Raw genomic sequence first — 13,837 nt, 5'->3', positions numbered from 1 at the left:
GCCCGGGACTACGGTAGGACCATGGCCAGGACGGACGCGGTGCCCACGTACACGATGAGGCAACTCGCGGCGTTCGTCGCCGTCGCCGAGTGGGGCACCATCACCGCGGCCGCCGACGCGATGCACATGTCCCACTCGGCGCTCTCGTCCGCGATCACCGACCTGGAGAAGGCCCTCGCGGTCAAGCTCCTCGTCCGGCAACGCGCCCGGGGTGTCAAGCTCACACCGACCGGTCACGCAGTGCTCGAGCGGGCGAAGATGCTGCTGCACCACGCGAGCGAACTCGAGAGCGACGCGCGGTCGGAGGCGGGGGACGTCGTCGGTCCGGTGGCGGTGGGGTGTTATCTCTCCCTCGCGCCGACGCTGTTGCCCGCCCTCATCGCCGAGTTCACCCGCTCCCACCCGCGCGCCGACGTCGACTTCCGTGAGGACACCCAGAACCGTCTGCGGATGCTGCTCGACTCGCACGAGCTCGACGTGGCCTTCCTCTACGACCTCGATCTCGAACCGGGACTCGAGACGGTCACCCTCGACGTGCGTGAGCCGATGGTGCTCGTCTCGGCCGATCATCCGCTCGCCGGAGGCTCGCAGGTGCGCCTGCGCGACCTCGCCGACGAGCCGATGGTGCTCCTCGACGCCCCGCCGAGTTCGGGGCACGCCCTGCGGGTGTGCGCGGAGGCCGGCTTCACCCCGTCCATCGCGTATCGGACGCAGACCTTCGAGACGGCGCGGTCGTTCGTGGGGCGCGGGCTGGGGTGGACCCTGCTGGTCCAGCGACCCGCCGTCGACGTCACCTACGAGGGCCGGAAACTCGTTCTGCTGCCCGTCGTCGACCCGACTCCGGAACCCGTGCGCGTCGTGCTCGCGTGGCGCAAGGACGCCCTTCCGAGCCGTGTTGCCCAAACTTTCGCGGACTTCGTCGTCGACGTCGCGAGGACCTCTCAGGCACTCTGACGTGGCCGAACGGCCCCCTCCACGGAATTTCCGGGGATATTCACCGACTTTGTGCGCTTTGCAAACGATGTGACCGCTCTCATGATTGGTCCCACTGCGTCCGAACGCTCGTTAATCGGATGCCTCGGATCGACCGCCGGAGAGGGCACTGAACATGACCGTCCTTGACTCGACGCCGCAGACGTCGGCAAGAGCCGCACGCAAAGCCGCGCTCGGCAGCTTCGTCGGTACCGCCATCGAGTGGTACGACTTCTTCATCTACGGCACCGCTGCGGCGCTCGTGCTCGGCCCGCAGTTCTTCCCCGGCTCGTCCGAGGTCGCGGGAACTCTGGCTGCCTTCGCCACGCTCGCCGTCGGCTTCATCGCCCGCCCCATCGGTGGCGTCGTGATGGGCCACTTCGGCGACCGCATCGGCCGCAAGTCGATGCTCGTCGTCTCGCTGCTGCTGATGGGCTTCGCGACCGTGGCGATCGGCGTGCTCCCGAACTACGCGGCCATCGGCGTCGCGGCCCCCATCCTGCTCGTCGCCCTGCGGTTCATCCAGGGGCTCGGCGTCGGCGGTGAGTGGGGCGGAGCGGTGCTCGTCGCCACCGAGAACGCTCCCGCCGGCAAGCGCGGCCTCTACGGCGCGGCACCGCAGATCGGTGTGCCGGCCGGTGTCTTGCTCGCGAACCTGGTCTACCTGCCGCTGACCGCCTTCCTCAGCGAGGAGACGTTCAACGCGTGGGGTTGGCGCATCCCGTTCATCGCCTCGGCGGTGCTCGTCTTCGTCGCCATGTGGATCCGCCTGGGTCTCGAGGAGAGCGCGGAGTTCAAGGCCGCCAAGGACGCCCCCGCGACCGAAGAGAAGCTGCCGATCCTCGAGGTGCTCACCCAGCACTGGAAGACCGTGCTGCTCGCCGGCGGCACCTTCATCGCCACCAACGGCATCGCCTACGCCTACATGGTCTACGTCCTCAAGTACGGCGAGGCCACGCTCGGGTTCAGCAAGACCACGATGCTCGCGCTGCTGATCGCTTCGTGCCCGTTCTGGATGGCCGGTATGGCCTTCGCGGCCTGGCGCTCGGATCTCGTCGGACGCCGCACCGTCTACATCCGGTCCTCGGCCGCCCTGGTCGTCGCGGCCGCCCTGTTCTTCCCCCTGATGGACACGGCGCTCCTGCCGGTCATGCTCCTTGCGATGGTCGGCCTCGGCTTCACCCTCGGCTGCTGCGCCGGCCCGCAGTCGGCCCTGTTCGCCGAACTGTTCCCCGCCAAGATCCGCTACAGCGGGGCGTCGCTCGGCTACCAGGTCGGCGCGATCCTCGGCGGCGGTCTCGCACCGATGGTGGCGACCTCCCTGTTCGCCGCGACGGGCACCTCGATGTCCATCACCGGCTACTTCGTGCTGATCGCGCTGATCAGCCTCATGAGCATCCTGCTGCTGCGCGTGCCGTCCGCCGGGCACGCGAACATCACCGACTCCCGCCGTTCTCCCGAGGAAGGTGCCTGACCATGTCGACCTACTACCAGCCGCCCAAGTACCCCGCGTCGGAGTTCGAGTCGATGACTCCCGCCGACGAGACGCTGCCCGTCGTCGTGGTCGGGGCCGGACCGGTCGGCATGGCCGTCGCCCTCGGACTGGCCCAGCGCGGTGTGCCCGTCACCATCCTCGAGGCCGCCGATCAGGTGTCCTTCGGGTCGCGCGCCATCTGCATCTCGCGCCACAGCCTCGAGGCCGCCGCCCGCCTCGGTTTCGGCGAGGAACTCGAGAAGATCGTGCTGCCGTGGGTCGGCGGTCGCAGCTTCTACCGCGACCAGCAGGTCCTGCACTTCCAGATGCCGCAGCGTGACTTCGACGTCCGCCCGCCCATGATCAACGTCTCCCAGTCGGAGTTCGAGCAGATCATGGTCGACACCATCGAGCAGAACCCGCTCATCACCCTGCATTGGCAGGCACCGATCGCCGGGATCCTGCGCGGCGAGGACGAGGTCACCCTCGAGGTCGACACCGCCGCCGGCAAGCGGCACCTGCGCGCACGCTGGGTCGTCGCCGCCGACGGTGGCCGCAGCCGCATGCGCGAACTCGCGGGCCTGCGTCTGCAGGGCACCAGCTACGAGGGCCGCTACGTCATCGCCGACATCCACTGGGAGTCCGATCTCCCTGCGGAGCGCATGGTCTGGTTCGACCCGCCGAGCAACCCCGGCTCGACGATCATCATGCACAAGCAGCCCGGCAACATCTGGCGCATCGACTACCAGCTCGACCCGTCCGAGGATGCCGAGATCGAGACGCAGGAGGAGGCGATCCGCGCCCGCATCGCCAAGCACCTCGACTGGCTGCAGAACGACCTGCCGTGGACCCTCGAGTGGAAGGGCTTCTACAGTGCCCGCGCACTCGCCCTCGACGAGTTCACCCACGACCGTCTCCTCTTCGCCGGGGACGCGGCCCATCTGGTGCCGATCTTCGGTGTGCGCGGACTCAACTCGGGCATGGAGGACGCCGAGACCCTCGCGTGGCAGCTCGCCGCGGTCGTGAACGGCAACGCCGAGCCCGCCCTGCTGAAGGCGTACTCGTTCGAACGCCACAACGCGTGGGAGCAGAACGTCGCCAACGCCGGCAAGTCCACGCTCATCATGAGCCCCGGCAGCCACGGCTACCGCACCACGCGCGACGCGATCCTCGCGCTCGCCGTGGGCCGTCCCGAGTTCGGGCACCTGATCAACCCGCGCCAGTCCAGCGCTACGCACGCACGCCTGTCTCCGCTGACCTGGTCTGTCACCCCCGGCACCGAAGGTGTGCTCCCGGGTGATCCCGTCGAGGACCGCCGGATCCGCATCGCCGATCGCGAGACGTCGCTGAACGACGCCCGCGGAACCGGATTCGCCGTGCTCGGAGTCGGTCTCGATGCGGCGGGCTCGGCTGCCCTCGCGAACGCCGCAGCCGGCCTGGCGCAGGCGCTCGCACCCGAGAGTGTCGCGGCCCTGGCCGTCGACAGCGCAGAGGTGGACGGTGTGACACTCCTCGAGGCGCCCGATCTCGGCGAGGCGCTCGGCGCGACGGCCGGCGAGGCCTTCGTGATCCGCCCCGACGGTCTGCTGCTGTGCCGTGTGCCGGTCGCCGACCTGGACGGTGTCGCGGCGTCCCTGCGCTCCGGTGCCGCTCCGGCCGGCGCGGAACTCCCGGCCCGCCCTGCCGAGCAGGTCACCGAGGACGATCAGCGGCGTGAGAACGTCTGGCTCGGCCTGTCCACCGCCCTGGATCAGGCCGCCGAGGACGACCGCGAGGGCTTCCTGGCGCGACTCGCGCTGGTGCTCGGCTCGCAGGTCGACCGCCGGCAGTTCGAGGAGGCCATCGCGGCCGCCGCGGACACCTCGCCGCTGCGCGTGGAGGAACTCGCCCCGCAGGTCTGAGCGATGACATCGCTCGAGTGTCCGTCCCCGGTTGCCCCCTGCAACCGGGGGCGGACTGCTGTGTAAGGGGTTACCGCAGCGCGTCGAGTGCCTCGTCGATCGGAACGTCGCCGTTGTTGAACTCGATGGTGCGTCCCACCGTCTCCGGCCGTTCGAGCACCGCTGCGGCGACGGCCGCGACGTCGGCGCGCGAGACCTGTCCCTTGTCGCTCGCCCCGTGCCCCTCGATCTCGATGCGGCCGGTGGGCGGGTCGAGGGTCAGCGCGCTCGGACCGAGGATCGTCCAGTCGAGGTCGGTACCCCGCAGATGGGTGTCCGCAGCCGACTTGGCCTCGGCATAGGCGTAGAAACTGTTGTCCTCGGGGACACCGTGGTCGGGGCGGGCCCCGAAGTACGACACCATCACGTACCGGCGGACCCCGGCCTCCTGCGCGGCGGTCATCGAGGCGATCGCCGCGTCGCGGTCCACCGCATAGGTGCGTTCGGGATTCCCTCCGCCCGCGCCTGCAGACCAGACCACCGCGTCGTGGCCGCGCAGCAGCTCGGTGATCTCGGCGATGTCCATCTTCTCGACGTCGGCGACGACGGGCGTGCCACCGGCAGCGCGGACATCGTCGGCGTGATCGGGATTGCGGATGAACGCACTGGTCTCGTGACCGGCATCGGCCAGCAGTCGCTCGAGATGCAACGCCACCTTGCCGTGTCCTCCGAAGAGTGCGATTCGTGCCATGGAGACCTCCTGACGATGAAGTGGTTCCCGTGCAGCATGCCCCGAAGCGGTCACTGCGAACCGTGACGTCCGCCGCCGGATGCCCGATCAGGCGATGCGTTCGAATGCGCGGTCGGCGAGATACTCCGCGATCGCCATCGAGGAGGTGGCGCCGGGCGACGGGGCATTGCGCAGGTGCACGACCCGTCCGTGCCCGGTGACGACGAAGTCGTCCTCGAGGCCTCCGTCGGAGTTCATCGCCTGAGCGCGGATGCCACGCGGACCCGGCCGCACGTCGTCGACGGTCAGCCCGGGCATGTACGCGGCCGCATCGGCGACGAACCGCCGAGTACTGGTGGCCGTGCGCAGTTCCCGACCCGCTGCGGGCAGGTTGTTCGCGGCGAACCGCCAGAAACCGGGCCAGACGACGGCATCGCGCAGATCTCGCCACGATCCGCGCCCGCCGCGATAGGCCTCGCGGCCGGGGGAGAGGAAGGCGTTGGGTCCCACCATCACCTCACCGTCGATCCGCCGGGTGAGATGCACACCGAGGAACGGATAGCGGGGGTCGGGCACCGGATAGATCAATCCGCGCACCTTCGCCGCCGCGTCGGGTTCGAGCAGCAGATAGTCGCCGAGGAACGGGACGATCCGCGGGTCGCGGGTGTCGCCCGAGGTGTGGGCGAGGCGGTCGGACTGCAGTCCCGCGCACGTGATCACCAGGTCGAAGGCCAGTTGATCGCCCGGGATGTCGACGACGACCTGCTCGCCCGCCTCACGGATCGCCGTCACGGCGGTACCGGTTCGCACCGTGCCGCCCGCGGCGACGACGTCGTCCGCGAGCGCGCGGGTGACGGCGACGAAGTCGATGATCGCCGTGTGCGGGGAATGAAGGGCTGCGATCCCGACGGCGTGCGGCTCGATCGCGGTGATCTCGTCGGCGCCGAGACGCCTGATGCCGGGGACCCCGTTCGCCGTGGCCCGCGAGAAGATCGCGTCGAGGCGGCCGAGTTCCGACTCGTCGAGGGCGACGACGACCTTGCCGCACTCGTCGTAGGGCAGGCCCTTGTCCGTGGTGAACGTCTGCAACAACTCCACCCCGCGCCTGCACAACCGGGCTTTGAGACTTCCGGGCGTGTAGTAGAGGCCGGCGTGGACGACGCCACTGTTGTGCCCCGTCTGGTGCGCGGCGAGCCGGTCCTCCTTCTCGAACAGCGTGACGTCGGCGTCCGTGAGGGCGAGTTGCCGGGCGGTCGCGGCACCGATGATGCCCCCACCGACCACCGCGACGCGAAGGCTGCGAATACTCAAGGGCCGCTCCCTGTTCTCCGCGGATCGTGACGTCCGTCCGCAGTCCGGCGAGTATATGTCGCGACCCTGTGAGGACAGGGTCGTTCCGGGACGACATGGTTGTTCCGAGATAGTCGGCGAAATCCCCCGAGTGAGGGATGGCCGGGGTCACGAACACCGGTCGAGACTGGATCCACGGAATGGAGAGGTTCACCGAGAACCCTCGTCGATCGGATATCACCATGAAGAAACATCGATCATCTCGTTCCATCGCAGTGCTCCTCGCCTCTTGTATTGCCGTGGCGGTCGGTGGTGTGGCATCGGCAGTGCCCACACCTGCCCACCTGCATTTCGGTCAGGCCGTGAGCGTCGGTGACGGAACTGCGCGTGCGTATGCGACCGTGGATGCGGACGGCGCCCCGACCGCCGTCGGTATCCGATTCTCGCCGGCGGCCCTCGACGGACTGCCCGATGCCGACGGGATGTACATGCTGCACCTGCCCGTTCAGGCATCCGACACTGTGTTCGACCACGTCATGCTGAACTGGAATCCGCGTGGGCACGACCCGACCGTGCTGTTCGGGAAACCCCATTTCGACGTGCACTTCTACATGACCGACATGGCGGCGATCGAGGCAATCGACCCGGCCGCACCGGATTACGCCGCTCGCGCCGAACGACTCCCGGACCCGAAGTACATGCCCGGCGACTACGTGACTCCGCCGGGGATGCTCGCGTCGCAACTCGCGGTGCCGTTCATGGGTGTGCACTGGCTCGACATCACGGAGGGAATGGTTCCCGGTGTCTACGACTTCACCGAGACGTTCGTCAACGGCTCGTGGGACGGCGACTACACCTTCATGGAACCGATGATCACGCGGGAGTGGCTGCTGACCCGTCCGACGATCCGCGAACAGATCAAGTTGCCGGCCGCCTATCAGCACTCGGCCTGGTATCCCACCGTCTACAGCGTCGGATTCGACGAGCAGGCGCAGGAATACGACATCGCACTCGGTGGGATGGTTCCGCGGCAGGCGTCCTGACCGGGAAATCTACGAAAACTGTTGCAGGACATCAGGAAAAGTTTGCTGCGACACCGATCCGAACGGAGGAAAGTCATGCCCGTAACCGAGGAATCCGTCGTCATCGACAAGCCGGTCGACGAAGTCTTCGCCTTCTTCGCCGACCCGGAGAACGCCCCGGTGTACATGACGAACGTGATGGACTACGAGCTGGTCTCGGGCGAGGGCGGCAAGGAGGGATCGCTCGCGCGCGCCACCGTCAAGGTTGCCGGGCGGCGAATCGAACTCACCGAGGAACTGGCCCGCGTCGAGCCCGGCAGAGCCCAGCACCGCCGCAGTGTGAAGAGCCCGATCCGGTACGAGACCGTCTATCGCTTCGAGCCGGTGGAGACGGGAACCCGCGTCACCTTCCACCAGGACACCGAGGACGTCGTGAGCTTCTTCGGCAAGTTCACCCAGCCGGTCGTGGAGAAGCTGTACGCGCGCGATGTGCGGAACAACCTCGAACACGCGAAACAGCTTCTGGAGGAGGGAGATGCGGTCGAAGGGTGATGCGAAGGATCGACCGGCACTCACAGGGTGCCGGTCCTTCGTGTGTCCGTCAGTGGTCGACGAGCGCCAGCACCCGGTCGGCCGCAGCCGACGCACCGTCGACGGTTCGGAGACGGGCGCCGAGTTCTGCTGCCGCCGTGCGATAACCGTCGTCGGTCAGCAGACTCTCCAGAGCTGCGCGTATCTGCTCGGGCGAAGCGGTCTTCCGGAGACGGATGCCCGCACCCGCCTTCGCGACCTCGCGGCCGATGATCGCCTGATCCGTGACCGCCGACATGGGCATGATCAGTATCGGAAGTCCGTGTGCGAGAGCCCGGAAAGCGGTCGCGTGCCCGCCGTGCCCGACGACCGCCGAGCAGGTCGGCATCAGTTCGTGGTGCGGAACGTATCGGTGGACGGTCGCATTGGGTGGTACGCGCAACCCGGTGGGGTCGATCGCCGGCCCGGTCGTGACGACGAACTCCGCGTCCATCTCCGCCGCGGCGTCGAAGATGTTCTGGTAGGTGCGGCGCTGACCCGGGAAGCCGGCGGTGCTCAGACTGATCAGCACGCGCGGCGGTGTTCGTCCGATCGCGGCAGCCGTCGCGTCGTGGATCGCACCGGTCCAGGTCAGCGAGTCGTCCGTGGGCCGGCGCGCGGCCGGGTCGAGCACTGGGTCCGAGCACACGAGTCGCATGTCGGCCTGTTCCCACAGTCGCTTCGGACCCAGACCGCGTAGTCGCGAACCGATCCCGAAAGGTCCGTGCCGGAAGGCGCCGTCGAATGCGGCGAAGAAGGAATGGAACAGCACCACGTGCGGCACCCCGGTGCGTGCCGCAGCGTCCTGGGCGTTGAACAGCATGCAATCGACGATCACCAGATCGGTCGGCTCCCTCGTGATCTCGTCCTCCACATCCCGCGCGACGGCGGGGTCGGTCATCATGGCGTAGGCCATGGTCAGCACTTTCGGGGTGCTCAGTTCTACGTGCGGGGTCCAGGTCGGCGATTGCCGGTAGCCGCAGAAGACGAGGCCGGCATCCTCCGCGACCTTCCGTTGCGATTCGTGACCGAGAACCCGAACGTGATGTCCGCGGCGGTGCAACTCGCATCCGAGCGCTGCTTCGGGCGGGTAGTTCCCGCCGCCCTCCAGGGTGACGATCAGGATGCGTGCCACGGTTCACCTCTTCCGATGTGCACCGACCGGGACGTTCGTCGGCGCCGGCTTCTCGACGAACCACCCGTCCGGCCCGATCTCCGTACCGACCCGGGGGAGGCAGTGCGTGAAGAACAGTCGTGCGACGAGTTCCTGGCGACTGTTCACACCCGTCTTCGCATAGATGCTCTTCAAGTGGTCCTGTGCGGTGTACGGACTGATGAACAGTCCACGTGCGATCTCGGTGCGTGTCTCGCCCGCGAGAACGCGGGCGAGGACATCGGTCTCCCGTTCGGTGAGACCGTGAAGGGCAGCGGTCAGAGCCACGAGCTGACCGGGCTGCGCCGGTTCGATCGCGACGACGATCCGGGCCGATTCTCCTCGGCCGTCGAGCAACCCGGCCCGCAGGACGAGCCACTGACCGTCCTCCGTACGGGCACGGACGACGCGCGCGGCAGCCCCCTCGTAGCGGAAGCGGACGGCGACGACCACCGCGGGGAGCATGAAGGAACCTTCGGCACCGAGTCGCTCCAGATACTCCACCGCCTGGGGAGTGGCCGATTCGATCTCGTTGTCCGCGCCCACGACCACGACTGCGGGACCGGAACCGCCGGGCGATGCGTCCGCCGCGAGTCGAGGGGATTCGCGGAGCAACGACAACCGCAGTCCGTCGCTGATCTCGCCCACGCATCCCGCGAGTGCCGCCACGTCGTCGGCGTCGAAGCGTCGGCCGGGGCCGCGCATGAGAGTGCCGCCGCCCCAGACGCGCCCGTCACGGCCTCGGAAGACGAGGCGCACCTCGTCGTCCATCCCCTGCGGTTCGAGGATCTCGCTGTAGGGCAGGGAATCGCGGATGTCGCAGTCGATCGCCTCGCGGATCGTCTGGACACCGGTGCGCGTCCGGGCGAGCTTGCGGTAGGTGTTCGCGAAGCGCGACGTGCCGTACTCGATGTGCGCCACCGTCTCCGCGGCACGTCCGGCCGGGGCGTCGGCGTCGAGCATGGTCACGGACGTGAACAACATGCTCGCCGGATCGACGAGAGCGATACATCCGATGTCGTAGCGGATGCGCCGCCGGATCGTGTCGAGGACGGCGTGCCGGAACTCGACCGGGTCGGCGGTTCCGAGTGCGATGTCCCGAACCTCGCTGCGGAGCGCCGACGCCTGCCGTGACGCGGTCATGCTCCCAGTATGTGCTGGTCACAATCGATTCGGCACCCTTCGGCGCGGGACGAACGACGCATATGCGGCGAATGCCGTCCCCGATCGGTGGATCGGGGACGGCATTGTCCGGAACGGGACGAATTCCTCTGCGGCGCTGTGTGAGTGCTCAGCGGTTGCGATCGGAGCTGTAGCCCCAGAGCCAGTCCGTGTACTTGTAGCTCGAGGTGTCGCGGGTGCGGAACAGTTCGTTGCGGGCCTCGCGACCGGCACCGTCGAGGTGCCACAGGTCGCCCCACATGCGTCCCGTGGTGAGGATGCGGTTGCAGCGCGGTGCGCGTTCGGCGTTGACGTCCCTCAGGATCTTCGGCCAGTTCGCGCTGTCGCCCTGCAGGTCCTCGGCGGCGTAGTCGGCGAAGCACTTCGCATCCTCGAGGGCCATCACGGCCCCGGAGGCGAGGTACTGCAGCGGCGGGTGCGCGGCGTCGCCGAGCAGGATCATGCGGCCGTCGACCCAGTTGTCGATGGGGTCGCGGTCGAACATCGGCCACCAACGGTCGGTCCACAGGTACTTCAGCGCGGCCTGCACGCTCTCGTGGCAGTGGTCGTAGGCGTGCGCGAGTTCGTCGGGGCTGCCCCAAATTTCCTCACCGCGGAGGAAGGCGGGGGACTGGAAGACCGCCACCTGGTTGAGCATCTCGCCCTGGCGCAGCGGGTACTGGATGAAGTGGCAGCGCGGGCCGATGTAGCCCACGACATCCTCGATCTCCTCCTCGAGCGGAACCTCGTTCATCGGGAAGGTGCCGCGGAAGGCGACGTAACCCGAGCCGACGGGCTTGTCGTCGGACAACTTCGGGCGCAGGTGCGAGTGCAGGCCGTCCATGCCGAGAGCGACGTCACCGACGTGCTCCTCACCGTTCTCCAGCACGACCCGCACGGTGTCGCCCTCGGTGACCACGTCGGTCACCGTCGAGTTCGTCCGCAGATCCGCACCGGCCTCGCGGGCCGCCTCGACGAGCACCGAGTGCAGATCCGAACGGTGCACCACGAAGTACACGCCGCCGTAGTGCTGCTGGTAGTCGTGTCCGAGATCGACCTTCGTGAGGATCTCCGCGGTCACGGCATCACGGAAGACGAGGTTCTTGGGCAGCACGCCCTTCGCGATGACTTCGTCGTAGACACCGAGCGACTGCAGGATGCGCGAACCGTGCGGGCCGATCTGAAGGCCCGCGCCCACCTCGCCGAACTCGGGAGCACGCTCGAACAACGTGACCTGAGCACCCTTCTGCGCGAGGGCGAGGGCATTGGCGACACCGCCGATGCCGCCACCGGCAATGAGAACTCGTGCGTCCTTCAGATCGGACATGACACTCCTTCGTATCGTGTGAAGCAGAGGGGAAGGTCGGGCGCGGTGCGATCAGTGCGCGGCGATCGCGGTGCGATCAGTGCGCGGCGACCGGGCGGAGCGAATCGTGACGTGCGGGGAACTTCTTCCAGACCACCGTCAGCAGCAGCGATGAGATCAGTGCGCTGACGCCGAAGAGGACGAAGTTGGAGTCGGCGCCGAGGCCGGCGGCAAGCAACCAGCCACCGATCTGCGGGGCCGCCACCGCGCCGATACGGCCGACACCGAGGGCCCAGCCGAGCGCGGTACCGCGCAGGTGGTCGGGATAGTAGGACGCGACCGCAGCGATGATCAGGGCCTGCGTGCCGTGGGTGCCCACACCGGCGAACACGAAGATCAGGTACACCGCGGCGACCGGAGGGTCGAGCAGCAGGGTCAGCAGCGCGACACCGGCGATCAGCGCGGCGATGATGCTGGTCGGGACCGAACCCCACCGCACGCCACCCCAGGCGGTGATGAAGGATCCGGCGACCGCACCGAGGTTCAGGGCCAGCGAGAACGTGAGAGCGTTGCCGAGGTCGGTGCCCTCACCCTGCATGAGCTTGGGCAGCCAGGTCCCGAGGCCGTACCAGGCGAGCAGTGTCACGACGGTGACGGCCGCGAACATGATGCTGATGGTGCGGAAACGGGACCCGAGCAGTTCCTTGAAACCACCCTGGGAGTTGTCCGGATGGGTCTTCGGCACGGCATGCGCGGGCAGCACCTTGAGCGCCAGCGGAACGAGGACGAACAGGGGGATCAACGCGAAGGCGAACATCGGACGCCAGCCCCAGTTGGGGATCACCGGGATACCGACGAGAGCGGCGATCGAGCCGCCGATCGGGACGCCCGACATCATCATCGTCGCGACCGCGGCGCGCCACTTGTCCGGCACCAGTTCGGCGGCAAGTGCGTTCGAGGTCGGCACGAGTCCGCCGAGTCCGATGCCGGCGACGAGACGCAGCAGACCGAAGATCACGGGGCCGGGCGCTACCGCGCACAGGGCGGTGAAGACGGAGAGGACGACGACGCACCCGATGACGGCGTTCTTGCGGCCGATCGCGTCGGAGAGTCGGCCTGCGAGGACCGCGCCGATCATCATGCCCACGAACGCGAGGCTTCCCAGTGTGCCGGCGGTGGAGGCGCTGATGCCCCATTCGTCCTGGAGGCTCGATATGACGTTGCCGTAGACGATGAGGTCGTATCCGTCGAAGACGACGAACAGCCAGCAGACGATCACCGCGATGACGTGGGCCCGGGGGAGGGTGATGTTGCCACCGGCCCGCGTCGGTGAAGCCTCGTTGGGGAGATGCATTCCTCAACGGTGGGCGCGCGCCACCCGGCGATGCAATAAAGTTCTGCTATGCAGAACAAGCCGATGGGCACGATCCGCAAGCCGACCTACATGCTCGAGTCGGTCGACAACGCGCTGCTACTGCTCCAGCTGCTCCGCGATGCAGGTGCGATCCGGCTCAAGGATGCGGCCGCGGAACTCGGGACGGCGCCATCCACCGCGCACCGCCTGCTCGCCATGCTCGTCTACCGCGGCTTCGCCGTGCAGGACGAGAAACGGATGTACCACCCGGGCCCGGCGCTCGGTGTCGGGCCGGCGAGTCAGGGGTGGACGCGGGACTTCACCGACCTCTGCCGCCCGCACATGGAAGCCCTCGCCGCGCTCGCCGACGAGACCGTCAACCTCGTGATCCGGGTGGGATCGCAAGCGCGCTTCCTGTGGACGGCAGAGGCGGCATCGATCCTGCGTGTGGGTGATCGCCGAGGTCAGGTGCTCCCCGCCGAGCTCACGGCGGGCGGACGCATCCTCCTGGCCGAGCTTCCTCGCGCGGTACTCGAACAGCTCTATCTACGGCCCGCGGACGAGCCCCACATCAGTCACGGGCCGAGCCCCGCCTACGAGACCGACCGCCGGATGGCGATCGGGGAGTTCGAGGAGTTCGCACACGAACTCGAGGCGGCACGGAAGCTGGGTTTCGCGGTCAATGTCGAGCAGACGGAGGAGGGCGTCGCGGCGCTCGGGGTGGTGATCCGCAACGGTCGGGGCGCGGCTGTCGGTGCCCTCACGGTGGCCGTGCCCATCAACCGCTACCGCCAGCATCTGCGCGGCAAATTGGTCGCGCAGATGCAGGCGGCGGTGCGGGGCATCGAGGTCGACGTCGCCGATATCGCCGGACCGGACGTCTCGAATTCCACTGTGCAGAAATAGATGGATTCCCCGGTTCCGG

At 68.0% G+C, this 13,837-nt stretch carries 12 protein-coding genes; 6 read left to right on the top strand and 6 right to left on the bottom strand.

The window, feature by feature from the left end; all coding sequences use genetic code 11:
• The first annotated feature begins 21 nt into the window (after positions 1–21).
• The 3 genes from ACWPOC_RS08135 (at position 22) to ACWPOC_RS08125 (ending at position 4,347) form a co-directional block, all read left to right on the top strand.
• Positions 22–954: a LysR family transcriptional regulator gene (locus tag ACWPOC_RS08135; RefSeq protein ID WP_268655395.1), complete on the top strand. Its 933-nt coding sequence runs from the start codon at positions 22–24 to the stop codon at positions 952–954.
• A 154-nt stretch (positions 955–1,108) separates the two neighbouring features.
• Entirely contained in the window at positions 1,109–2,446 is a 1,338-nt protein-coding gene (locus ACWPOC_RS08130) for an MFS transporter (protein ID WP_120281927.1), read from the top strand.
• A gap of 2 nt (positions 2,447–2,448) precedes the next feature.
• Positions 2,449–4,347, top strand: coding sequence for an FAD-dependent monooxygenase (locus ACWPOC_RS08125; protein ID WP_120281928.1), 1,899 nt, complete (start codon positions 2,449–2,451; stop codon positions 4,345–4,347).
• A gap of 70 nt (positions 4,348–4,417) precedes the next feature.
• Here ACWPOC_RS08125 and ACWPOC_RS08120 read toward each other — a convergent pair whose 3' ends face one another.
• Together ACWPOC_RS08120 and lhgO are read right to left on the bottom strand one after the other, a co-directional pair.
• Positions 4,418–5,077: an SDR family oxidoreductase gene (locus ACWPOC_RS08120; protein ID WP_006553946.1), complete on the bottom strand. Its 660-nt coding sequence runs from the start codon at positions 5,075–5,077 to the stop codon at positions 4,418–4,420.
• Positions 5,078–5,164: 87 nt separating this feature from the next.
• Positions 5,165–6,361: an L-2-hydroxyglutarate oxidase gene (gene lhgO, locus ACWPOC_RS08115; protein ID WP_120284090.1), complete on the bottom strand. Its 1,197-nt coding sequence runs from the start codon at positions 6,359–6,361 to the stop codon at positions 5,165–5,167.
• Between the two features lie 227 nt (positions 6,362–6,588).
• On the opposite strand from lhgO, the gene ACWPOC_RS08110 reads away from it, so the two are divergent.
• Both ACWPOC_RS08110 and ACWPOC_RS08105 read left to right on the top strand, forming a co-directional pair.
• Positions 6,589–7,389 carry a DUF5602 domain-containing protein gene (locus tag ACWPOC_RS08110; RefSeq protein ID WP_159419286.1) on the top strand — a complete coding sequence of 267 codons (801 nt, stop codon included), beginning with the start codon at positions 6,589–6,591 and terminating at the stop codon, positions 7,387–7,389.
• Between the two features lie 75 nt (positions 7,390–7,464).
• Positions 7,465–7,920 carry an SRPBCC family protein gene (locus ACWPOC_RS08105; RefSeq protein WP_455408389.1) on the top strand — a complete coding sequence of 152 codons (456 nt, stop codon included), beginning with the start codon at positions 7,465–7,467 and terminating at the stop codon, positions 7,918–7,920.
• Between the two features lie 49 nt (positions 7,921–7,969).
• Here the strand turns inward: ACWPOC_RS08105 and ACWPOC_RS08100 are convergent, their stop codons facing one another.
• The 4 genes from ACWPOC_RS08100 to ACWPOC_RS08085 form a co-directional block, all read right to left on the bottom strand.
• Positions 7,970–9,073 (bottom strand): glycosyltransferase, encoded by a 1,104-nt coding sequence (locus tag ACWPOC_RS08100; RefSeq protein WP_120281930.1) that lies wholly within the window; start codon positions 9,071–9,073, stop codon positions 7,970–7,972.
• Positions 9,074–9,076: 3 nt separating this feature from the next.
• Positions 9,077–10,234, bottom strand: coding sequence for a LuxR family transcriptional regulator (locus ACWPOC_RS08095; RefSeq protein WP_120281931.1), 1,158 nt, complete (start codon positions 10,232–10,234; stop codon positions 9,077–9,079).
• A gap of 148 nt (positions 10,235–10,382) precedes the next feature.
• Positions 10,383–11,579, bottom strand: coding sequence for an FAD-dependent monooxygenase (locus tag ACWPOC_RS08090; protein ID WP_120281932.1), 1,197 nt, complete (start codon positions 11,577–11,579; stop codon positions 10,383–10,385).
• A 76-nt stretch (positions 11,580–11,655) separates the two neighbouring features.
• On the bottom strand, positions 11,656–12,912 hold the full coding sequence (locus ACWPOC_RS08085) for an MFS transporter (protein ID WP_230790749.1): 1,257 nt from the start codon (positions 12,910–12,912) through the stop codon (positions 11,656–11,658).
• Between the two features lie 48 nt (positions 12,913–12,960).
• On the opposite strand from ACWPOC_RS08085, the gene ACWPOC_RS08080 reads away from it, so the two are divergent.
• Entirely contained in the window at positions 12,961–13,818 is an 858-nt protein-coding gene (locus ACWPOC_RS08080; protein ID WP_120281933.1) for an IclR family transcriptional regulator, read from the top strand.
• The last annotated feature ends 19 nt before the right edge of the window (positions 13,819–13,837 follow it).

The sequence above is a fragment of the Rhodococcus sp. 5G237 genome (genome assembly GCF_053764735.1).
The sequence above is the reverse complement of the archived record's forward strand: the minus strand, read 5'-3'. Positions and strand labels throughout refer to the sequence as shown.

Bases quoted from the DNA above. Each gene is read 5' to 3' on its own strand.
- ACWPOC_RS08135 (WP_268655395.1), top strand. From the start codon at position 22: ATGGCCAGGACGGACGCGGTGCCCACGTACACGATGAGGCAACTCGCG.
- ACWPOC_RS08130 (WP_120281927.1), top strand. From the start codon at position 1,109: ATGACCGTCCTTGACTCGACGCCGCAGACGTCGGCAAGAGCCGCACGC.
- ACWPOC_RS08125 (WP_120281928.1), top strand. From the start codon at position 2,449: ATGTCGACCTACTACCAGCCGCCCAAGTACCCCGCGTCGGAGTTCGAG.
- ACWPOC_RS08120 (WP_006553946.1), bottom strand. From the start codon at position 5,077: ATGGCACGAATCGCACTCTTCGGAGGACACGGCAAGGTGGCGTTGCAT.
- ACWPOC_RS08110 (WP_159419286.1), top strand. From the start codon at position 6,589: ATGAAGAAACATCGATCATCTCGTTCCATCGCAGTGCTCCTCGCCTCT.
- ACWPOC_RS08105 (WP_455408389.1), top strand. From the start codon at position 7,465: ATGCCCGTAACCGAGGAATCCGTCGTCATCGACAAGCCGGTCGACGAA.
- ACWPOC_RS08095 (WP_120281931.1), bottom strand. From the start codon at position 10,234: ATGACCGCGTCACGGCAGGCGTCGGCGCTCCGCAGCGAGGTTCGGGAC.
- ACWPOC_RS08090 (WP_120281932.1), bottom strand. From the start codon at position 11,579: ATGTCCGATCTGAAGGACGCACGAGTTCTCATTGCCGGTGGCGGCATC.
- ACWPOC_RS08085 (WP_230790749.1), bottom strand. From the start codon at position 12,912: ATGCATCTCCCCAACGAGGCTTCACCGACGCGGGCCGGTGGCAACATC.
- ACWPOC_RS08080 (WP_120281933.1), top strand. From the start codon at position 12,961: ATGCAGAACAAGCCGATGGGCACGATCCGCAAGCCGACCTACATGCTC.